General features: G+C 55.3%; 15 protein-coding genes and 2 pseudogenes. 13 read left to right on the top strand and 4 right to left on the bottom strand.

All coding sequences use genetic code 11. From position 1 onward, the window contains the following. The first annotated feature begins 447 nt into the window (after nucleotides 1-447). Nucleotides 448-777: an HNH endonuclease family protein gene (locus tag ACJO5Y_RS11460; protein WP_406987323.1), complete on the top strand. Its 330-nt coding sequence runs from the start codon at nucleotides 448-450 to the stop codon at nucleotides 775-777. 607 nt (nucleotides 778-1,384) lie between these two features. On the opposite strand, the gene ACJO5Y_RS11455 is transcribed toward ACJO5Y_RS11460, so the two are convergent. Then, the gene (locus ACJO5Y_RS11455) at nucleotides 1,385-2,386 is read right to left on the bottom strand and encodes a BrxR family helix-turn-helix transcriptional regulator (protein ID WP_406987294.1); all 1,002 of its coding nucleotides are present in this window, start codon (nucleotides 2,384-2,386) and stop codon (nucleotides 1,385-1,387) included. A 149-nt stretch (nucleotides 2,387-2,535) separates the two neighbouring features. Between ACJO5Y_RS11455 and ACJO5Y_RS11450 the strand changes: the two genes are divergently transcribed. The 5 genes and pseudogenes from ACJO5Y_RS11450 to ACJO5Y_RS11430 all read left to right on the top strand — a co-directional run bounded on the left by ACJO5Y_RS11450 (nucleotide 2,536) and on the right by ACJO5Y_RS11430 (nucleotide 9,860). After that, nucleotides 2,536-3,939 carry a Wadjet anti-phage system protein JetA family protein gene (locus tag ACJO5Y_RS11450; RefSeq protein WP_406987293.1) on the top strand — a complete coding sequence of 468 codons (1,404 nt, stop codon included), beginning with the start codon at nucleotides 2,536-2,538 and terminating at the stop codon, nucleotides 3,937-3,939. Beyond that, on the top strand, nucleotides 3,932-4,594 hold the full coding sequence (locus ACJO5Y_RS11445) for a DUF4194 domain-containing protein (protein ID WP_406987292.1): 663 nt from the start codon (nucleotides 3,932-3,934) through the stop codon (nucleotides 4,592-4,594). The genes ACJO5Y_RS11450 and ACJO5Y_RS11445 overlap by 8 nt, the downstream gene beginning before the upstream one ends. After that, nucleotides 4,578-8,096, top strand: a complete 3,519-nt coding sequence (locus ACJO5Y_RS11440; RefSeq protein WP_406987291.1) for an SbcC/MukB-like Walker B domain-containing protein — start codon at nucleotides 4,578-4,580, stop codon at nucleotides 8,094-8,096. The genes ACJO5Y_RS11445 and ACJO5Y_RS11440 overlap by 17 nt, the downstream gene beginning before the upstream one ends. Next, complete coding sequence (locus tag ACJO5Y_RS11435) at nucleotides 8,093-9,349, top strand: Wadjet anti-phage system protein JetD domain-containing protein (protein WP_406987289.1); 1,257 nt, start codon at nucleotides 8,093-8,095, stop codon at nucleotides 9,347-9,349. Before ACJO5Y_RS11440 ends, ACJO5Y_RS11435 begins: the two co-directional genes overlap by 4 nt. A 74-nt stretch (nucleotides 9,350-9,423) precedes the next feature. After that, nucleotides 9,424-9,860: pseudogene (locus ACJO5Y_RS11430) on the top strand (hotdog fold domain-containing protein). Between the two features lie 48 nt (nucleotides 9,861-9,908). Here ACJO5Y_RS11430 and ACJO5Y_RS11425 read toward each other — a convergent pair. Then, on the bottom strand, nucleotides 9,909-10,862 hold the full coding sequence (locus ACJO5Y_RS11425) for a GlxA family transcriptional regulator (protein ID WP_406987288.1): 954 nt from the start codon (nucleotides 10,860-10,862) through the stop codon (nucleotides 9,909-9,911). A gap of 144 nt (nucleotides 10,863-11,006) precedes the next feature. Between ACJO5Y_RS11425 and ACJO5Y_RS11420 the strand changes: the two genes are divergently transcribed. The 4 genes and pseudogenes from ACJO5Y_RS11420 to cueR all read left to right on the top strand — a co-directional run. Next, a complete protein-coding gene (locus ACJO5Y_RS11420; protein WP_406987287.1) occupies nucleotides 11,007-11,885 on the top strand; it encodes an MBL fold metallo-hydrolase in 879 nt (292 codons plus the stop codon). A gap of 43 nt (nucleotides 11,886-11,928) precedes the next feature. Further along, a complete protein-coding gene (locus tag ACJO5Y_RS11415) occupies nucleotides 11,929-12,480 on the top strand; it encodes a cysteine hydrolase family protein (RefSeq protein ID WP_406987286.1) in 552 nt (183 codons plus the stop codon). A 181-nt stretch (nucleotides 12,481-12,661) separates the two neighbouring features. Beyond that, nucleotides 12,662-15,187, top strand: coding sequence for a heavy metal translocating P-type ATPase (locus ACJO5Y_RS11410; RefSeq protein ID WP_406987285.1), 2,526 nt, complete (start codon nucleotides 12,662-12,664; stop codon nucleotides 15,185-15,187). A 55-nt stretch (nucleotides 15,188-15,242) separates the two neighbouring features. Next, nucleotides 15,243-15,623, top strand: a pseudogene (gene cueR / locus ACJO5Y_RS11405) (Cu(I)-responsive transcriptional regulator); the annotation flags it as partial. Nucleotides 15,624-16,001: 378 nt separating this feature from the next. Here the strand turns inward: cueR and ACJO5Y_RS11400 are convergent. Then, nucleotides 16,002-16,580, bottom strand: coding sequence for a CGNR zinc finger domain-containing protein (locus tag ACJO5Y_RS11400; RefSeq protein WP_406987283.1), 579 nt, complete (start codon nucleotides 16,578-16,580; stop codon nucleotides 16,002-16,004). A gap of 155 nt (nucleotides 16,581-16,735) precedes the next feature. Here ACJO5Y_RS11400 and ACJO5Y_RS11395 point away from each other — a divergent pair, with 155 nt between their 5' ends. Together ACJO5Y_RS11395 and ACJO5Y_RS11390 are read left to right on the top strand one after the other, a co-directional pair. Continuing rightward, a complete protein-coding gene (locus ACJO5Y_RS11395; protein ID WP_406987282.1) occupies nucleotides 16,736-17,665 on the top strand; it encodes an alpha/beta fold hydrolase in 930 nt (309 codons plus the stop codon). Nucleotides 17,666-17,727: 62 nt separating this feature from the next. Further along, nucleotides 17,728-18,540 (top strand): redoxin domain-containing protein, encoded by an 813-nt coding sequence (locus tag ACJO5Y_RS11390; protein ID WP_406987280.1) that lies wholly within the window; start codon nucleotides 17,728-17,730, stop codon nucleotides 18,538-18,540. 348 nt (nucleotides 18,541-18,888) lie between these two features. Here ACJO5Y_RS11390 and ACJO5Y_RS11385 read toward each other — a convergent pair whose 3' ends face one another. Next, complete coding sequence (locus ACJO5Y_RS11385; protein WP_406987279.1) at nucleotides 18,889-19,092, bottom strand: heavy-metal-associated domain-containing protein; 204 nt, start codon at nucleotides 19,090-19,092, stop codon at nucleotides 18,889-18,891. 245 nt (nucleotides 19,093-19,337) lie between these two features. Between ACJO5Y_RS11385 and ACJO5Y_RS11380 the strand changes: the two genes are divergently transcribed. Beyond that, nucleotides 19,338-20,834: an MFS transporter gene (locus ACJO5Y_RS11380; protein WP_406987278.1), complete on the top strand. Its 1,497-nt coding sequence runs from the start codon at nucleotides 19,338-19,340 to the stop codon at nucleotides 20,832-20,834. Nucleotides 20,835-20,943: the final 109 nt, after the last annotated feature.

Here is a 20,943-nt window from a genome sequence, read left to right as displayed (position 1 = left end):
ACAGCCAGTCCCCTCTGAATCCAATGGATTTATGAAGAGTATTATCAATCTCACTCGCCTTTTATTACTCTCTGTTTTCTCTGTTTACAACGTCGCTGCGACTGCTGATGTCGTAAAAATGTCAGCCAGCGGCCTATGCCACCCCCCGCTCAGTAGTTGGTATGACCGAACCCAGAACTACACTCCCTTCGATACCGTCCAGGCATGCCTGGATTCCGGAGGGCGGTTGCCCAAGGGAGTTTCTATGGCCTCTCTTGGGGAAAATCGGAAAGCGGCTAACGCGGCCCCAGAGACTCCTGGACGGTACCAGCGATCGGCCTTTGGCCATGGCTGGGACGACGCTAATGGAGATTGCCAAGATAGCCGGGCGGAGGCCTTGGTTGCTACTTCAACCACCATGGTTCGCTTGCTACGAATCGAGACTGCCGAGTTGTCACTGGCCGCTGGATAAGCCTCTTTACTGGTAACGTCATCCAGAACGCCTCGTCTATCGACATCGACCACGTCGCACCGCTGGCCTGGGCTTGGAAGCGGGGGGCGAATGAGTGGTCGAAAGAAAAGCGGGAGCGGTTTGCCAACGATCCGGTCAACTTGCTGCCAGTTGAGTTGAGCCTAAATAGAAGCAAAGGTGCCCAACCCCCGAATGAATGGCTACCACCTTCCGGTCAATGTGGTTACGTAGCTCGGTTTACTCGGGTGGTGAAAATGTACGATTTAACACCGACGCCTAAGGAATCGGCATGGTTGGAATCGTTTCTGAAGAGTTGTCGCCGTTGATCGCTGATAGGTTGTAGAGGCCGCAACATCCGGAGCGCAGGACTACCAGGTTAACGGATCTCGGGGCACCTCGTGCATATGAGTCACATGGTTTATGCACAACAGCCGCTGCTCAGGCTACACAGATAAAACAGACTCAAGTCGAAGGTAGTGTAGCGGAGCCGCCGGCTCTTGATGCAGCACGAAGCCTTGGAGCCCGGCCATCTATGTTGGGCCGGAACCACCATCCATTCGCGCCTGTAGGAAAGTCCCTCACTAACACTCTGGCCACGGGTTGGTCGGAGCCAGTCGGCTCCAGTGCGAGGATATTTCCATGCAAATAGCGCACAGGTTGATCGCTCTTAGTACCAATTAGTAACGCGAAATACTATTAGTAATCCGCGTTACTAATTGGTACTAAAAGAGGGTGACCCTGGCCCCGTATTAGGTCCACCCAGAGTTGGAAAAATTCGGCTCCGGAGCGTGGCCGGGTAAAGAGTCATGTAGTTGACCGCCTTGGGTAGCTTGCTCACATCCTCTGAGCTGCACCCAGAGGCGACCTTGGTCACCGAAATGTCGCTCTCATCTCAATGCTGTTCGCGACTGGAATGAGTCGGTCATTGACGACCTAGTCTGATTTGAAGCCAATCTCGTGTGCGGGCCCATTTGAGTAGGTTGTATAGGCAAAGACAGGCCAAGCTTTAGGATTATCTTGCACAGCCACATCGTATTCGGCCTTACTTGACGGAATGCGATTGTCGACCAGGAAATACCCGATCAAGGGTTTGCGAAGAGTGATCCGTTTCCAAGCGCCCCCTTGATCAAGCTCATAATCCGACACGATCAATGACTGCTGCTCATCGCTGAGGTGTGGGTTCGGCTTCAACTCAAGCTCGATCATCTGTTCCCACTCGGTATCTACTTCAGGTGGTACTCCGTTGCACCGCTCGAAAGCGGGCGCATTTTCGCCCCAGTCCTTAACGCTTCTTGGTGCCTTAACCACTTTTGGGTTGCTCATGAAGCGGCCAATAAGGAAGTCTCTATAGCCCATGTGGTCCCAGCAAAAGGCGCGAACGTGGTAACGGTTGTTAACGAAGGCAACAGCTGTCGGAGTTAACCGCCTGCCACGCCCCTTTGGCGAGCTCATTGTTGCGATCACAGCTTCGATAGACCGCTGGTGCTCAATAGCCGACAACAATCGAGCCAGAACACGTAAATTATGCCGGCGCTTTAGCATTGGCATTTCTGTGGCATGGCCAGCGCTGGGCGGCTCGTAATCTTCGATTGACTGCCACTGGAGGTCTTCTCCCGATAAAAGCACAGGCTCAAAGCTTTCCGTTGGCTGATGGTAGGGAATACCAAGTTGGTAGGGTTTTGTCGCTTTTGGAGCGAGCTGCTGATAAAGCTTGATGTCTTTTTGAGCCTGAGGCCGCGAAATCCCAAACGTTTCCATTAGCATGGTTGTGGTCAGCCTCCGCTCCCACAACAATTGACGTTCGATGTAGCACAAACGCAGCCATTGTGAGTGCGAAAACGCCCCGGCCTCAATCCGCCGGCCAGCCAGATTCGTTGCGGACAGAGTGCTAGTATCTGCGGCGATCGCTGGTTTTATGTACTGCAAATACTGCATGGCAGGGTCCTTCAGCTTCGGATTGCGTTCGTCTGTTCGGGATTTTAAGCCAATACTGTATAAATATCATCTACCATTATAAAATATAGGGGTGTATAAACTAGATACTCCCCGGTAAACCCGGGCTTCAATCTTCAAGGGGTGCGTCGGTGAGCTTCGCCACACTAAACACTAATCTGTTCAAAGCGATCGCTGGAGATAATGGGCGGCCAATGCTCGACCTGTTAGTAGAGCTCGATGCGTTCCTTGATCCGGCGCAGTTAGCGGATGAGCCGACGCCACAACAGGTGAGAGTCTTTCTCCGCGACTACATCGCCAATAGCCACTTACGCCTGGAAATCGAATCAGGTGAGGCTGTAACCACCCCGCAAACCCCTGAACAGTACGTTTACTACCGATTGCGCGATACAGGATGGATCCGGGAAGAGCTTGAAAGCGGATACCGCTATGTGGTCTGGATGGCTCAGGAGGGCAGGCGACTACTGCAATTTCTCAGGAATATGGGCGCTGAACATCCATCCCTCGGTGTGGTTTGCTTGTCGGTGCGCTCGAACCTTTCCGAAGTGGTTAAGGATCCAGCCAATGGGTCTTTGATCCGGAAAGCAACGGATGACATGGAAGGCTTCCTCAACCGACTCAGAGCCCTCGTGGGCAATATCCGAGAAATACACCATGTGATTAGCGGCGGAGACGCGCCGGGCAGTGGGAACTTCAATTTCTATTTTGAAGAGTACCTGGGTGAGCTCTTTCTGCCGAACATTGAGAAACTAGCGCTGAAGGGCAATCCCAACCTTCACGCCAGCAAAATTCGTAAATTGGTTAGCGATATCCGGTTTAATTCAGAGCGGCTGGAGGTTTGTGCTAAAGCCTATCAGCGGGACGATATAGCGAACCCCTCGATCGAAACGGTCGAAGCCGATCTGGATCGGCTGAGCAATGCGTTCGACGGTATTGGGCCTTTGTTCAAAAAGACACAAGACTATGCGCGGCGCATTACCCGTCGAATGCACGAAAGAATCAAATACGCCGTGCACACGCCCAGCAATATAGGCCAACAGATCGAGGATTTGCTTGGCCGTATTGGGCAGGATGAATCGATTGAAGCCTTGCCCAGTCCTCTAATCGGCGAAACGCTGCTTTCCGAGAGCCGTCTAGCCAAACCCAAGGCGAAATCGGTACCTGCAGCCCCAACGGTTCGCAGGCAACCCAAGCCGTTGTGGGACAAGCGAGCCTACAACCAGCTTAAACAAGAGCACATTCACTTCCAGAAGTATGACCCTGACCGCGTGGTGAGATTCATTGAGACACATATGGGCGAACGCGCTCAGATGACCACCGATGACCTGATCATCAAGACCGCTGACGACATGATGGCGGCACTGCACCTGCGATTGCTGGCGCAAGGTGTTTCCAAAACCCACGCTCTTTATCCGCTGTTAGCTGAGTACAGCGTTACCTTCGATGGACAGGAGTGGACGCAGCTTGAATACATGGCCGGTCGTCGACTGATCATCGTCAGGCAGACCTTCCCGGAGACATCACGAAATGGTTAATGACATTGTGCTGAGAGAGCTGAAAGAGGTTGAGTCGCGAAGCTCCGCCGACTACGCCGACACTCTTCGAAAAACGGCTGCCTACCTGCTCCAGAAGCAGTGGGCCTGGAAAGGTAAGCGGGGGCAGAAAGAGCACTTCCAAGTTTGCGAGGATAATGCCACCTACTTTCATAAGCTGTTCGATGCACTGGATATGGACTGGTATTACGATCGCAACTTTGGGTATGTGGGGGTGCTACCCAGAGGTACGGGAAGTCAGCTGGACATTACGGCCACCGTGTTCCTGTTGATACTGCGCAAAATGTATGACACTGAGGCCTCGATGGGGCGCACGGAACTTGGCCGCGTCATGCCGCCGACCGCGGAGCTACTAAACCAGTATGAGCAGGTCAAAGGTGAAAGACCGTTGCGGACCGTTACCAGTGATGCCCTGGACACCCTTCGCAAGAAGGGCATCATTGAACTCGGGCCGAGAGATCCGGACACCGAGCTTCCTGAGGTGACGGTGTTGCCCAACATAACGCGAGTGGTAGGCCCGGCCTTTCTTGGATCGCTCGAAAGCTTCATGAACAGCTACGCTACAAACTCAGAATCCGTCGATGAGCCACCCTTAACCACCGACTTTGCGGAGGCGTCTGATGACAACGCCGAATAACCCTATGCCAGCGCACTTCCTTCACAATTTTGTCTTCGCACAGTGGTATCTGTTGGATCTGGAAACCCTGGATATCGGTGTAGCCGCGTCCCTCTTGTCGGGTGAGAACGGGGCGGGGAAAACAACGATATTTGATGCCATCCAGTTTGTTCTTATGGGGGGAGACCAACGACGCACTCGCTACAATGCAGCCTCTGACGGAAAAGTGTCAGGGCGTTCTGCCAGAAGCTACGCACTAGGCGAATTCAAGGAAAACGATGTCACCAGTTGCGAGCGGGAAAGTGCCAATACCTACATTTTTCTAAATTGGTACGACCACCACCATAGGCCCTACTCCTTTGGGGTGTCCATCTACGCTACTCAGCACTCGGCCAGCATTGAAACCCGGGGTCACATCATCAAAGGGCGTCATGTCTCGGAGGTAGACCTTTTGTCCTCGGAGGACACGTTTTTACCGTGGCGTGAATTCGTCGATCGCATGAAGTCGACCGCCAAAGAGCACCGGGGGTCGGTGAGTTACGAGATGATCGACGGGGCAAGGATCATGCGCGAAAAGTTCGCCGAGATGATGTCGGTTGACCAAACGCGCAGCGGGAAAATTGAGCCCGAAATGCTTGTCAAAACACTGTCCAGTGCGCTGCAGCTGAAGATGGATAGTCCGATTGATTCGTTTATCCGCGATTTCATTTTGCCACCCGAACCCATAGAAACAGAGCAGCTTCGTGAAGATCTGCTTGAGCACCGCCGCATTGAGGATGAAATCGCACGCGCCGAGAGTCACAAAATCGCTCGTGAAGTATTGATCACTGAAACAGATAAGGTGACGAAGCACCGGGCCGATGCTCACTTTGAGTTATGGGTCTCACAAGAGGCTGAAGCGGCCCGGCTCGATGAACAAAACAGCGGTCTTGAGGACCGTCTGGATCAGCAGCAAGACAAGGTTGATGAAGCAGAACGGACGATCAAGCAACAAACCCCTCGACAGCCTGAGCTTAAACAGCGTCACGAAGACGCTCTGATAGCATGGCAAAACTCGGATGCCGCAAGTCTGAGTAAAACCGTCGAGGCGGCGCAGCAAAATGTCACGCAAGCAACGACCAGTGTCGCTGCGCTAAACACCTCCCTCAGAAAAGCGGTGGGTGATATCAGACGCCAACGCTTTGCTGACACCTTGGACATTATGAGTTTTGAGCAGCTGGCGGAGCGGTGGGCCGAGTGTGCCGATCTTCTTGCGCCCGCAGATGTTGAAAGTCTCAGTCCTTCAGACCACGAAAATACCGCCAAAGTCACCGCGACTACCCTGGACGTCCAGTCGGTCTTTGATGAGATCTCAACACTGCTCGAAACAGCAGATAAGGATGTCAGCCATGAACTGAAACATATCAAAGAACATGGAAGCGCACTTCAATCCCGAGTGGAAAGGCTACAGAACGGCCTTTCGGACATTCATACCTCAACCAGCATGGTCATCGAGCTGTTCAAACAGAAGGGAATTGAGTCGTTGCCCGTCTGTGATGTGTGCGAAATCACCGACCCAGAATGGCAAGAAGCTGTTGAATCGTATCTGGGTCCAAATCGCGAAGCTCTCGTGGTTTCCTCAGATGATTTTGATCACGCACTGGAGGTCTACGAAGCAGCTCAGAAACAAGATCGGCGCCTCAAGCGTGCACGCCTTATCAACCCAGATTTAGCCCTGCGCGAGAACAAAGCTCCCACCGTGGGGATGGTCTCAACGTTGATCGATACTGAGGATTCGGTAGCCCGAGGTTTTATGAATATCATCTTGGATCGAACCAAGATGGCAGCTACTCGTGAAGAACTTAGGCGGGAACGCAAAGCGCTGATGGCATCCGGTTTGACCGCTGGCGGTGCGACGATTGGAGGCGCATCCCGAATTGACGGACTGCTGATCGGTAAACATGCCAAGGCCCAGCAACTTGCTCGACTGGAAACTGAGCTGGGTAACTTGGTCCAGCGCATATCCAGATTTAATGACCCTGCTACAACGCTCAGCAAACTTAACCAGCGATGGGCAGGTCTTTGCGCAGAGATCACGGATGGAGCCATAGCGTTACAGGAAAAAAGTCAAAGTCTGGCAGCCTATGAGCAGAACCTGTCTGATGCGAAGGAACAGCTGCAGCCTCTGACTTCTGAAGATGAGAGACTAAAGAGCGCCAAAGAACGAGCGGCTCAGGACTACGATGAGTGTCGCAAGAAAATCACGCAGGCAGAAAGTGATAAACAGCAAGCCGAGAGTGCCATCAGAAGCCTGAAGAATGAGTTGGAGCAGGTTTTACCTGAGATGGAGAAGGCTCAAGAGCGACGACGCAAGACAGAGGCATCTGAACTGCACGATGTGAATAAGGCTCTGGAGCGCTGGGCAGCCTATGAGCAGAAACATGAGGGAAGCGAGGGCCACTACGCACGGATTCGAATTGAGGCGGAAGGGGAGAGCCATGCCGCTCGGGAAAAAGAGCTGAGGTCACGCGGAGACCTGCACGTAAAGGTGATTGAATTCACCAAAGACTTTTCAGAGGACATTGCCAATCGGGCCGAGCTCCTGGAGGCAGCCAAGCCTGAGAACGATGACCCTGGGGCTTACCGTGTCATCAAGACCGATTGCACCGATTGGGTGGAGCGTATCCTTGCCGCCCAGCTACTGGATCATCGACAAGCCGCTCAGGAAGCCGCTGAGCAAATGGAAATGAACTTCCGGGGCATCATTGTCGGAGAGCTTCAAAATCGCTTTGAGCAGATGCGATACACATTCCAGCAGCTCAACAGTGTTCTCAAGCGAATTCCTTTCCACGACAACATCTACAGCTTTCACTTCAAAGTCCGTGAGACCGAGAGCCTGGCGACCGTTTACGAATACATAACAACCGTGGATAGGGAGCAGGCCGAGCTGGTTGGCACCCTGTTCGAGAAAGATTCCGAGCATCCCGCCCTTGATCTGCTGAAAGAGGCTCTGATCTCCGGGGATGACCTTATCAACGAGATCAGGGATTACCGCTCGTTCTTCCAATACGATATGAAAATGCGTAATCCCGATACGGGAGAAGAGCGCCGGGTCACCGAAATGCAAAGCACCGGTTCAGGCGGAGAGAAGCAGACGCCGGCCTATATCGCCCTGGCGGCCAGCTTCATGAATGTTTACAAGATCCGTGAAAACTCACCTCGCGGTGCCTCTCTGGTTCTCCTGGATGAAGCGTTCAACAATATGGATGGCGGGAACGCCAGTGGCGCAGTTGCCTTTCTGAAAGAGATTGGTTTGCAGCTAATAGTGGCCGCCCCGCCTGAGGTCACCCTCAAGATTGGCAAGGAAATGGATCAGATATACACCATCTGCCGGGAGGGCCGTGATGTGGTTATCGACCACACGAAGATCTTCGATGGTGGACAGGAGCTGATAGATCAACGCAACCCGGTTTATCACCCCGAGCTTGTCACTGAGCGAGCGGCTGCATTAAAAGCCAAAGCGGAGACAATCCCAGGGCTATGAGCAATCACGTCGAGACATTCCTCGCTAAACTGATCAAGCACATTGATAAGCCAGATGGTGTTGTGCCTCAGGCCCGGGTACGAATTACGGATCACGCCTATCGGTGGTACTTCGCACTCAACAACAGTGCGAAAACAGCCCTCCACCAAAGGCTAGAAGGGCTGGCGGATCTCGACATTCAGTATCAGCGTAGAGTGGCCCTGGGAGCATTCAGGCATATTGAGGCGGTCCACATTACCGATGGTCGCCGTCTCATGGCGTCTCAGGGCCTCACCCCGCTGGCGGATGACATACAGTTTGCCTTCGAACAGCTCGAGGCGGCAGAGTTTAATGTGCCCTGGTGGGAGACAACGAAGCGCGATGTTGCTGAGGCATGGTCAGCCAACAAGACGTTCAATGGCGTTAAGCGACAGCAATCCGAGCGGCTTTTCGATGCCATGAAGGTTGTAGAGTGGATTGTTCAGTCGGTAGACGCCTCGCCAGCCCCTGATATGAGAACCCTCAGCACGATGCTCTTTTATGACTCCAAGAAGCTGGAGGAGAAGAGTTTTGCGAATCTGATTCGCCGTTTGATGCTCGGGCAACTGGACAATGATGTGGCAAACCTGATGGACGATGGACCGAAGTTGCTGGAGTATTTTGGGATCAGTAAATACCCAATGCCAATGAGGTTCAAAGCGTGCGCTCAGCTAGTCTGCCGAGGTGTTGTTGATTTGTCCGCGCTCCATTACGGGATCGGTGTTTCCCCGGATGAAGTCAAAGGAATTGAATGGCGCCAACGACCACCGTATTTGCTGTTCATTGAAAACCGAGCCAGCTTTGAGCGGTATGTGCGGGAGATCGATGATACGGGCGTCGTCATATACACCGCAGGGTTCCCACCTCGTTCCTGGGTGCATGCAATAGACATCATCATCGCTGAAATACGGGGTGAAGTGCCGGTTTATCACTGGGGCGATCGTGATGTGGGTGGCTACAGAATCCTAGCGTTTCTGGCGAAACGACTTGATATCGATATTCAGCCATACCTTATGGGGGTGGATGCTTCGGTACCAAATCAGGATGGTGACGAAGTCAAAGAAATACCCGTGATCGGGTTGATGCAGGCGATTGAGTCAGCGCGAGGTTATCCTGCTATTTCTGCGTTGTATGAAGATCTCGGTAAGTGTCAATGTACAAGTTTACCTTGGATTGAGCAGGAACAAATCGCACCCATCAGCCCGCTAGAAAAAAGCAGCGTCCTTGATAGTTGAGTTGGTAACTGACCGACCTGAGTGTCTGCTTTTCGGCCCGCTCAGCCTTCCCCGGCTCCTAAACAAAAGCGAACATTCGTAGCGCCCTTGCAGCATTCAACGCCTTTGGAGGAGAGGCTTTTCAAAAATGATGTGCCAGGCCCCGTACTTCAGCACCATCGAGCCAACACTTACCGATCTGAAGCCGGGGTACGCGGAAGCCAAAGTACCTTTCAGAAAGGAAATCACTAATCATTTGGGCACAGTCCACGCCATTGCGATGTGCAACGCAGCTGAACTGGTGGCTGGATTGATGACGGATGCGTCCATTCCCAGCAATGGCAAGTGGATTCCGCAGGCGATGACGGTGAATTATCTGGCCAAGGCGAAAACAGATCTGCGTGCTATTGCAGACCGAGACAGTATTGATTGGAAAACGGCAGGTGAAAAAGTGGTGCCGGTTTCAGTGATTGATGAGGATGGGCAGACGGTATTTACTGCCCGGATCACGATGAATGTGAAGCTCGCCTAGTGGTTGACCAATTAATAGATTGAGCGGCGTTGGTGGTGGCCTGGATTGTCAGGCCACCTCACCAAAGGTCCTGCGCCAGTCCCGAGGGCTAACATGGTGACGTTGCTTGAAATGTTGCCGGAAAGACGTCGCTGTGTGGAAGCCGATTCTTTCTGAGATGACTTCCACAGACAGTGATGTGGTTTCCAGCAGTTCCCGCCCTCGCCGGAGCCGTTCACTGACCAGCCACTCCACCACCGTCATGCCGGTTGCCTTCTGAAAGTGGCGGGTGAAAGTGCGCCGGCTCATGGCGGTGCGGGCGGCCAGTTCATCGATGGAGTGTGTTTCGGCCAGATGTTCCCGCATATAATCAAGCAGTCGGTTAATGTGCGCATCCTGGGTGGAAATCGCGACCGGCTGCTCGATGAACTGGGCCTGGCCACCTTCCCGGTGCGGCGGAATTACCATCAGTCGGGCAAGGGTATTGGCGGTCTTCGCGCCATAGTACTCCCGCACCAGAAACAGGCAGCAATCCAGCCCCGCCGCCGTGCCAGCAGAGGTAACCAGCCGGTCATCCTCCACATAGAGAGCGTTGGTATCCAGGTTCACCTGCGGAAACCGCTGAAGGAAGTCCTGTTCTGCCAGCCAGTGGGTCGAGGCTCTCTTGTTATCCAGCAAACCCGCATAGGCCAGCGCATAGGTGCCGTAGCAAAGGCCTACCACATGCGCGCCCCTTTCATGGCAGCGGGTGAGTGCCTCCGCCAATTGCGGTGGTGGGGCCTCGTTCAGATCGTGCCAGCCGGGCACTACCGCAATATCAACTCTGTCCAGCAGTTCCAGCCCGCCATCCGGCTGCACGGTCATGGCCCGCTCGGATGCCAGGGGTTTGCCGTCCGGCGTGATAATCAGCAACTCGAACAAGGGGCCCTCAGGCAGAGCAACGCTGAACACCATGTAGGGCACAGAAAAGTGAAAGGGGCTGAATTGTGGATGAAGGACAAGCCCTACTCTGGGTAGTGCCATGGTGCCACTCCTTAAGTTCATTTGACCTGATGATAACTGCTTGGCCCGATTATTTCGATGATTGTCTTTCAGGTCAATATTGATGGTGGCCAGGTCTACGTAGACTTATTCCATCAACGAACACCCTATTGGAGGACAAATACCATGTTGATCAAAACCTTCGCTGGCGCACTGGTGCTGGCTTCGACTGTTTTCGCTGGCGCGGCTTTCGCCGAGTCTGACGCCCGGGGAGACACCCACCAGATACAGCAGATCCGTAATGCCACCATAAAGGTCACCTACGGAGAGACTACCTTTCTGATCGACCCCATGCTGGCAGACCAAGGCGCTTATCAAGGCTTCCCGAACACGTACCGCAGTGAGCTGCGCAACCCCCTGGTGGGCTTGCCCATGGCGGCAGAGGATGTGATCGAGGGTACCGATGCCGTGATCGTTACCCACACCCACCTGGATCACTGGGACGATGCCGCACAGAAGCTGTTGCCGAAGAACATTCCGCTGTTTGTGCAGAACGCGGCGGATGCCGAGATGATCCGTTCGCAGGGCTTCAAGGATGTACGCATCCTGGATGACCAGGCTGAATTCGGCGGCGTGACGCTCCATAAAACTGGCGGACAGCATGGCTCCGATACCCTTTATGCCATTCCCGACTTGGCCAAGGTGCTGGGTGAAATCATGGGCGTGGTTTTTAAGGTCGAGGGGCAGGAAACCACTTACGTGGTAGGCGATACGGTGTGGCGTGATGAAGTGGTGCAGTCGCTGGAGCGTTTCCAGCCGGATGTTGTTGTGCTGAATGCCGGTGCAGCGGAGTTTACCGGCTTTGAGGGCGACCCGATCATCATGGGCAAAGAAGATACCCTGCGGGTACACCGCGCTTTACCAGACGCAGACATTGTCGCCGTACATATGGATGCTGTGAACCATATGACCTTGAGCCGCGAGGAGCTGGCGAAATTCGTAAAGAGCGAGGGAATTGATGAGCACGTTTTGATCCCGGCGGATGGCGAGATTATTTCTTTCTAAACCGAACACACCTGAAACAAATGCCCAAATGAGGAACAGTCTAATGAGCAAACGAGCCGTTATTGTTGTCGATATCCAGAATGAATATTTTGCCTCCGGCAAGCTGCCGCTGGTGAACATTGAACAGGCAGCCGCCAAGGCTGCACAGGTGATAGAGTCAGCGCGTCAGAACAAAGACCTGCTGGTGCATATTCACCACGAGTTCCCGGACCCCAACGCGCCTGTATTCACACCGGGTTCAGACGGCATCAACATCCACGAATCCGTGGCACCGAAAGGTGAGGAGCCGGTTATTCTCAAGAACTATCCCAACTCATTCCTGAAGACCAACCTGAAAGAACTGCTGGATACCAACGACATTGAGGAAGTAGCAGTGATTGGCGCCATGAGCCATATGTGCATTGAGGCTACCAGCCGCGCCGCCTCGGACTTCGGTTACAAGGTCACGGTGCTGGAAGATGCCTGCGCCACAATGGATTTGGAATTCAACGGAGTGACAGTGCCAGCGGCACAAGTTCATGCCACTGCTATGGCAGCTCTTGAGTTCGGCTATGGCACCGTTATCTCAACCCAAGCGTATCTGAACGCCGCATGACGGCGGCCGCCCGCCAAGCGGTAGTGCCCCGATACAGGCCGTGTACCTGAATCGGGGGCTTCTTGGTTTATTGAGGCAAGTCATGCCGACCTCGGGCTAAAAACGCCTACCCTTGACCTTCCCACGATGGGAAGGCTTATCTTTCCTGTATATCATCATGAGATGCTTATAGAGGAGACAAATGATGGACATCCAGGTCAAACAGAGCCCGTCGGCTGCGACGGCAATAAGTCTTCCGATCGAAGGCATGAGTTGCGCGTCCTGCGTCGGGCGTGTGGAAGCAGAACTCAGGAAAGTTGAGGGTGTTGACGAAGTCGCGGTGAATCTCGCTACCGAGCGTGCTGATATCCGCTCTACTGAGCTGCTTGACCGCGGATCACTCGTCGAGGCCGTCGAGAAAGCGGGCTATTCAGTACCTGAGGCAACCACCGAGCTTGCCATTGAGGGTATGACCTGCGCCTCCTGCGTTGGCCGAGTGGAACGGGCCTTGACGGCCGTCCCGGGCGTTACAGAGGCCACTGTCAACCTGGCTACCGAACGGGCCAGCGTTCGTGGCAGCGTGGGCTCCGAGGCCCTCGTTGCGGCAGTGGCCGGCGCCGGCTACAAAGCCCAGCCGATTGACCAGTCCGGGGTGGATACCGACGCGGCGGAGGCCCGAAAGGATGCCGAGAAGGCGGGCCTTAAGCGGGATCTGACCATTGCAGCAGTGTTGACACTGCCGCTCTTCGTGATTGAGATGGGGGCTCACTTCATCCCCGGCGTTCACCAGTTTGTCGCGAACACCATTGGCATGCAGGTGAGCTGGTACATCCAGTTCGTGCTGGCCAGTCTGGTCCTGTTTGGACCGGGCCTGCGATTCTTCAGGCAAGGCATACCGTCTCTCCTGCGCAGCGCTCCAGACATGAACTCGTTGGTGGTGCTAGGGACCTCGGCCGCCTGGGGTTATTCGGTCATCGCGACTTTCTTCTCCGGCGTCTTGCCGTTCGGCACGGCAAATGTCTACTACGAGGCGGCTGCCGTGATCGTTACGCTGATCCTACTGGGCCGCTTTCTTGAAGCCCGCGCCAAGGGTCGGACATCGCAGGCCATCAAGCGGCTGGTGGGCTTGCAGGCCAGGACGGCGCGTGTACGGCGCGATGGCCAGTCAGTCGATATAGCCATCGACGAGGTTCAGCCGGGCGACCTCGTGGAGGTGCGCCCCGGTGAGCGCATACCGGTCGATGGCGATGTGGTTGAGGGGAAAAGCTACATTGATGAATCGATGATCACAGGCGAACCAATTCCAGTGGCAAAAGCGCCGGGCAGCCCGGTTGTCGGCGGCACAGTTAACCAGAAGGGGGCTCTCGTTGTCACCGCTACGGCGGTGGGTGGCGCGACTGTGCTCTCACAGATCATTCGCATGGTCGAGCAGGCCCAGGGCTCGAAGCTGCCCATCCAGACGCTGGTGGATAAAGTCACCTTGTGGTTTGTGCCTGCCGTGATCGGCGCGGCTTTCCTCACCTTCCTCACCTGGCTCTTCTTCGGCCCATCTCCGGCGCTGACATTCGCGCTGGTCAACGCAGTGGCGGTGCTGATTATTGCGTGCCCGTGCGCCATGGGACTGGCGACGCCCACCTCGATCATGGTGGGCACCGGGCGAGGCGCCGAAATGGGTGTACTGTTCCGCAAAGGTGAGGCCCTTCAGCTTCTGAAGGATGCCAGGGTGGTCGCGGTTGATAAAACGGGTACGCTGACCGATGGCAGGCCAGCGCTCACCGACCTGGAGATTGCCGAGGGTTTTGAGCGAGACGAGGTACTGGCCCGGATCGCAGCGGTGGAGGCTAAATCCGAACACCCAATTGCCCGTGCAATCGTTGAGGCGGCCGAAGCAGATAGCCTTGTGCTTCCTGCGATTACCAACTTTGAATCCATCACCGGATTTGGTGTCGCGGCGGAGATCGAGGGCGTAGTCGTCGAGATCGGCGCCGACCGTTACATGGACAAACTCGGTCTTGATGTTGCGCCCTTTGCCGAGGCGGCCTCACGTCTTGGTGACGAAGGTAAATCCCCGCTTTATGCGGCCATCGACGGGAAACTGGCGGCTATTATTGCGGTTGCCGATCCCATCAAAGAGGGAACGCCGGAAGCGATCGCCGCGCTGCATGCGCTCGGCCTCAAGGTCGCGATGATCACAGGCGACAACCAGCGTACGGCCAAGGCGATTGCCCGCAAGCTCGGTATCGACGAGGTGGTGGCCGAAGTCTTGCCCGAGGGCAAGGTCGAGGCGGTCAAGGCACTCAAGGCCGAGCATGGCAAGCTCGCTTTCGTCGGCGACGGCATCAACGACGCCCCGGCGCTGGCTGAGGCCGATGTCGGCATCGCCATCGGCACGGGCACCGATATTGCCATTGAAGCGGCAGATGTGGTGCTCATGTCCGGAAGCCTGAAAGGCGTGCCAAACGCCATCGCGCTTTCCCAGGGTACCATTCGCAATATCAAGCAGAACCTGTTCTGGGCCTTTGCCTACAACACGGCGCTGATCCCGGTGGCGGCGGGCATTCTCTACCCGGCCTTCGGCATGCTGCTCTCGCCGGTGTTCGCCGCAGGAGCCATGGCGCTGTCGTCGGTGTTTGTGCTCGGGAATGCCTTGAGGTTGCGTCATTTCCGCGTCCCCATGGCGGTGGACGACAAGCCGCACCAGCGGGTGGACGTTGCACAAGCGAAATGAGTACAGCCGAGCCTGCCGCCGTGCAGGCTCGACACTATCTGGAGAGGAGTTGGTAATGAATATCGGGAAGACAGCGGCGGCATCAGGCGTTTCGGCGAAGATGATCCGCTACTATGAATCGATTGGCTTGATACCGGAAGCTTTGCGGACCGAAGCCGGATACCGGGATTACTCCGGTAAGGACGTGCAAACACTACGTTTCATCCGGCGCGCACGGGATCTCGGCTTCTCGGTGGAGCAGATGAATGAGCTGGTCGCGCTCTGGCGCGACCGGAGCCGGACGAGTGCCGACGTCAAACGCCTTGCACTCGAACATGTTGCAGAACTTGAGCGCAAGGCCCGCGAGCTCCAGGAGATGAGCCGGGCACTCACGCACCTGGCGGAACACTGCCAAGGCGATGCTCGGCCGGACTGCCCCATCATCAGCGGTCTGGCCGAGGATGGCGTAGAGAAAGGAGAACTGGACAGCAGACGGGAACTTAATCCTCCACGCTTTGGGGCAACCGGTATTGAACCCAATCGCACGCGACGTCGCGGGTGCGAGAAGCGCTGAAGCCGGGTCAATTTTAGAAACGGCCTTCCTTGTCCAGAAAGATTACCCAGCAAGTTTCTGGTTGTCGTACCGCTGCCTCGCGGATGGTATCGCTGATGTGCGCGTCATCGGCTTGGCTGCATACGAGCACAAAGAACGCTTCTACGGCAATTCTGACGCCACCACACGGGCACAGGCAGAAGCCGCCTGGATGAGTGGATAGCTACCATCCTAAAGGGAGTCTGAAGCAATCTGGACTATTAAATCCGCTTACCCAAGTTTTCAATCAGGTATTTGGCGCTTTCGGTACTCACCAACCTTGTGGCGATTTCCACATAAGGCCATGCTGCACCAGCGACGACGACGGGCTTTGGTACGATCGTAGAACCACAAAATGCATTCGTCGTGCTGACATTGACGTATTCGTTCCGGATCACCGTTGGAAATAAGGTCGACAATGGATTCTGATAGCGGGCCAAGAAGGCCCTTTACGCTCGACGCTAAGCGGCAACGCTCAACGTGTAAAGAGCCACCCGATTCATACGTTACTTTTGCGTGGCTCCAAGACTCAGTAAGGTAGTTATTCAAAATGTTTACGATAGAGCTCTCATCATAAGCTCCATGGAGCCACTTCTCGATCAGGGACCGAAGCTGCTTCGCATGAGACAATAATTCCCCCGGCGACCAACTAACCCTCGCAGAATCGACTGAGAGGCCGAGACGCTCCAGCCAGCTTACTACATCTTTATCGTCGTTCCAGAAATCGAAGTCCTCACCGTTTATGCAGCAGATGGTGTTAACTAAATCCAAAGCGGGATGGTCAGCCAACAACAGCGGCTCACCGTCAGGGGGGAGTTTCATCGAAGTTCCTTTGATTCATTTGTGCATTTCAGTGTCACTTTGTACGGGTCAGCATGGTAACCAGTTAAAAATACTTTGACAAGTTACCCAAGAGCACGTCAACATCCTTCCTGTAACCGCCTAAAGTTAAATTCAATAGTTACAGGAAGTCGACAATGTCCTTTACTACCACGATTCGCTACCGTCAAACAGAGGCTGATGGTGTTAACATCTTTTATCGAGAAGCCGGATTGGATGGAGCACCAGTTTTTCTGCTTCTCCATGGTTTCCCAAGCTCATCGCACCAGTTCAGGAATCTTATCCCGCGGCTGGCAGAGCACTACCATGTGATAGCTCCGGATTTACCTGGATTTGGTTTTACAGAGGTCCCCGACAAGCGCAACTATCATTATTCTTTCGACAACCTTGCAAATACTCTGGATGCCTTCGTGAAGAAGCTGCATCTCAACCGCTTTTCTCTTTTTGTATTCGACTACGGTGCGCCTGTGGGGCTGAAGTTGGCGATTTCTGCCCCCCACCGTGTATCCGCATTGGTTTCACAAAACGGTAACGCCTACCTCGATGGGTTGGGACCAGCTTGGGCCCCTGTCAGAGCCTATTGGGAGCAGCCCAACACAGAAAATCGTCAAAAAGTGCAGGATGCTATTTTGCATTTTGAGGGCACGCGGTGGCAGTACCTGGAAGGCGTGTCGGATACCTCACTTGTCGCGCCAGAATCATATACTTTGGATGCCGCGCTATTAGAACGTGTGGGCAATAAGGACATCCAGCTTGATCTATTCCTGGATTATCAGAACAACCTGAAACTCTATCCGGAGTTTCAAAAATATTTCAGGCAATCACAGCTGCCAACTCTCGTTATATGGGGAAGTCATGATCCTTTTTTCATTCCCCCGGGTGCCCATGCATTCAAAAAAGACAATCCCAACGCGACAGTAGAGCTCCTGGACACCGGCCACTTCGCTTTGGAAACTCATTGTGAATATATTGCGGATAGAATTATTGAAGTCTTGGGAAACTCGATTACTCCATCAGAGCGCTCAACCCCAGCGGGATCGCGCTGGCAGGCGCCTGGCGACCTCTGAGACTGATCGACGCCGTTCCGGTTTATGATCTTCTTCACCGCAATCAACGCCCGAGGGGTTTTATGCTGACCGTGAATATCGGGCCGCTGGCGTTGGCGGTGGCCCATGTCCTGTTGCTGGGGAGTCTGCTACTGGCGGTGCTGACCGGCTGGTGGGTGAGCCGGCGAGGCGGAGGTAATCCGGAACGACAGATGTTTCACCTGCTCGTGGTGACCCTGCTAGTGGCCCGGCTCGCCTTCGTTATCACCTATTTCGAACATTATCGCGGCGATCTCTGGGGCGTGTTCGATATTCGTGACGGCGGCTTCCTGGCTTGGCCCGGCATCGTGGCGGCCCTGGTGTTAGGCGCTTGGCTTGCCTGGCGTGACCGGCCGGTGCGCAAACCGCTCGGCATCGCCCTGGTCGTCGGTGTGCTGAGCTGGGGCTTTGGCAACTATTTTTGGTTTTCGATGGCCCAAGGCACGCGCCTGCCGGAAATCGCCCTGCAGGATCATGAAGGGGTGCCGGTGGCGCTGGCGGACTACCGGGGAAAACGGTTAGTGATCAACCTCTGGGCCACCTGGTGTCCCCCATGTCAGCGTGAGATGCCGGTCTTTGAAGCGGCTCAGGCGGAGCATGAAGAGATCCTGTTTCTCTTTGTTAACCAGGGCGAAAGCGTTGAAAGAGTTCGCAGTTTTCTCCAATCCCACGGGCTGATGCTTGAAAACGTGCTGTTGGACAGGGGCGCCCGCCTCGGCCAACGTGTCGGTTCCATGGGGCTGCCCACCACACTCTTCTATGATGCCCAAGGCCGACAGGTGGGCAGCCACGTGGGTGAGCTGTCACGGGCCAGCCTGGCGCGCTCCTTGGAGGCCCTCGAAGCGCGTAACTTGTAGAAGAAGGGGGCGACCGACGAGGCCCCCGACCTTCATGGGCACCGGCCCGTGGTTACACTTCTTGACCGTTAAACCTCGCAATAGTCATTAATCTGCATGAACTCTAGGAGATGTGCCAGGCACTCACGCACCTTGCGGAAAACTGCCAGGGCGATGCTCGGCCAGACTGCCCGATTATCAGCGGTCTGGCCGGGGATGGCGTAGAGGAGTGAGAACCGGAGGGTAGACGGCAACTTACCGCCTCGCGTTTCGGGGCAACCGGGATAACTCAGTCGCACGCAACGTCGCGGGTGCGAGAAGCGCTGAGGGCGGGTCAATTTTAGAAACGGACTTCCTTGTCCAGAAAGATTACCCAGCAAGTTTCTGGTTGTCGTACCCTGCCTCGCGGATGGTACCACTGATGCGCGCCTCATCTGCCTGACTGCGCACCGTGATCTCGGAGTTCTCTATGTCTGTAGAAACTTCCGCTTGTGGGTCGATGGTTTTGATGGCCTTTTCGATGGCGGATGTGCAGTGGCCACAGGTCATGCCGGAAACTTCGAATCGATACATACCAAACTCCTTCGCAGAATAAGAGACTTGAGGAACCTGATCGTCCCGGCGAGCAATCTAGTCTTTCCAACGCTGGTAAGGTCAAACACGGAGCCCAGTCTTTGTGTAAACCTTGCAATTATACGGATCTGTTGCCTTGACCACCGCAGCCTTTGACCTTCCAACAGTTGGAACGATTACGCTCTATTGAAAAGTCAGCGTAGACCGGTACTCGGTAATCTCGCTAAACACATAGGAGCTAATCGATGTCCACAGAATCCCGTTCTCAGGCAGGCCGCCAAAACGGTTCGCTCGGCCTGGCCCTGGCCGTTATCGCCACAGCCCAGCTCATGGTAGTGCTTGACGATACGGTCGCTAATATCGCGTTACCGACGCTCCAGCAAGACCTAGGAATATCGGCAGCAAACCTGCCTTGGGTGATTAATGCCTACATCCTCGCCTTCGGTGGTTTGCTGCTTTTCGGAGGCAGGCTGGGCGACTTGTATGGACGCCGGCGCATGTTGCAGATCGGCATGGCGATTTTCACCGTTGCGTCGCTTCTCGTCGGATTGGCTCAGGACGGCCTGAGCATGATCACATCGCGTGGCTTGCAGGGGGTTGGAGCAGCACTGACCGCGCCCAATGCCTTGGCTTTGATTGCCACGACCTTTCCCGAGGGGAAAGCGCGCAACAAGGCCATAGCCGTCTACGGTGCCATGTCCGGTCTTGGCATCATCGCCGGGCTAATCCTCGGTGGACTGCTGACGGGGTTGCTCGGCTGGCGCTGGGCGTTCTTCATCAATATTCCCACCGGCCTGGCGGTGCTGGCTGGCTCAAAAGCACTGGTCGAGGCGGAACTGCATAAGGGACGTCCCGATCTAGTGGGCGCGCTCACCAGCATCGGCGGCATGGCCGCGCTCGTTTATGGGATTACCCGTGGCGGAGAGCATGGCTGGAACGACAGCATCACGCTCGCTTCATTCGCCGCGTCCGCAATACTGCTGCCTGTTTTCCTCGCCATACAAGCACGCGGCAAGGATCCGTTGTTGCCGCTACATCTGCTCAAGGACCGCAATCGGGCGGGTTCCTATCTTGCCATGCTGCTGCTGGGTTTCGGCCCGATGGGCATGCTTTACCTGCTGACACTCTATTTGCAGCATATCCTGGGCTATAGCCCAGTCTCGACCGCGCTGGCGTTCCTTCCTTTTGGCGCGGGTATCATTCTCGGGGCGGGCATCAGTTCCAAACTCGTTATGTGGTTCGCGCCGCGCGAGGTCGCGGTACCGGGCGCGTTGATCGGTGGTGCTGCCCTGTTCTGGCTCTCGACCATCGGGCAGGAGCTTAACTACATCTGGCACTTCATGCCTGCCGCCTTCCTCACCGCCTTCGGCTTTGTGACTGCGGTGATTGCGCTGGCATTGACCGCTGTGAAGGGCGTGCAGGCGCAGGAGACAGGCATCGCATCAGCACTCTTCAACGCCTCGCAACAGATTGGCGTTGCCTTGGGACTGGCCATACTTTCGACTATCTCTGTCTCAGTCACGGCCAGCAGATTGCCGGACGCGCTCAACGCCCTTCATCGCGGCCGTGAAGCCGGGGACACCGAACTGGTGCAGTCGGCCAGCGATGCTCTTATCCATGGCTATGGCCTCGCACTTGCAGCAAGCGGGGTTGCCCTTGTCATTGCAGCAATCATTGTGGCCGTGCTCGTGAACGCCAGGAAAGGGCAAGTTTCTACGCTTGGCGATACGCCCCGGCACTAGCTGATTCTTCCTCATCCTCGCGCATGGGGAAGGACGGCCACCGGTTGGCCTTCCCCTTACAGGAAGGCTCTTGGATCCAGGGCGCTGCCCTGGTCGCCCTCCGGGCGAA

The sequence above is a fragment of the Marinobacter alkalisoli genome, from assembly GCF_045449855.1.
In the GTDB taxonomy this organism is placed as follows: Bacteria; Pseudomonadota; Gammaproteobacteria; order Pseudomonadales; family Oleiphilaceae; genus Marinobacter.
This window is presented reverse-complemented; position numbering and strand designations above follow the sequence as displayed.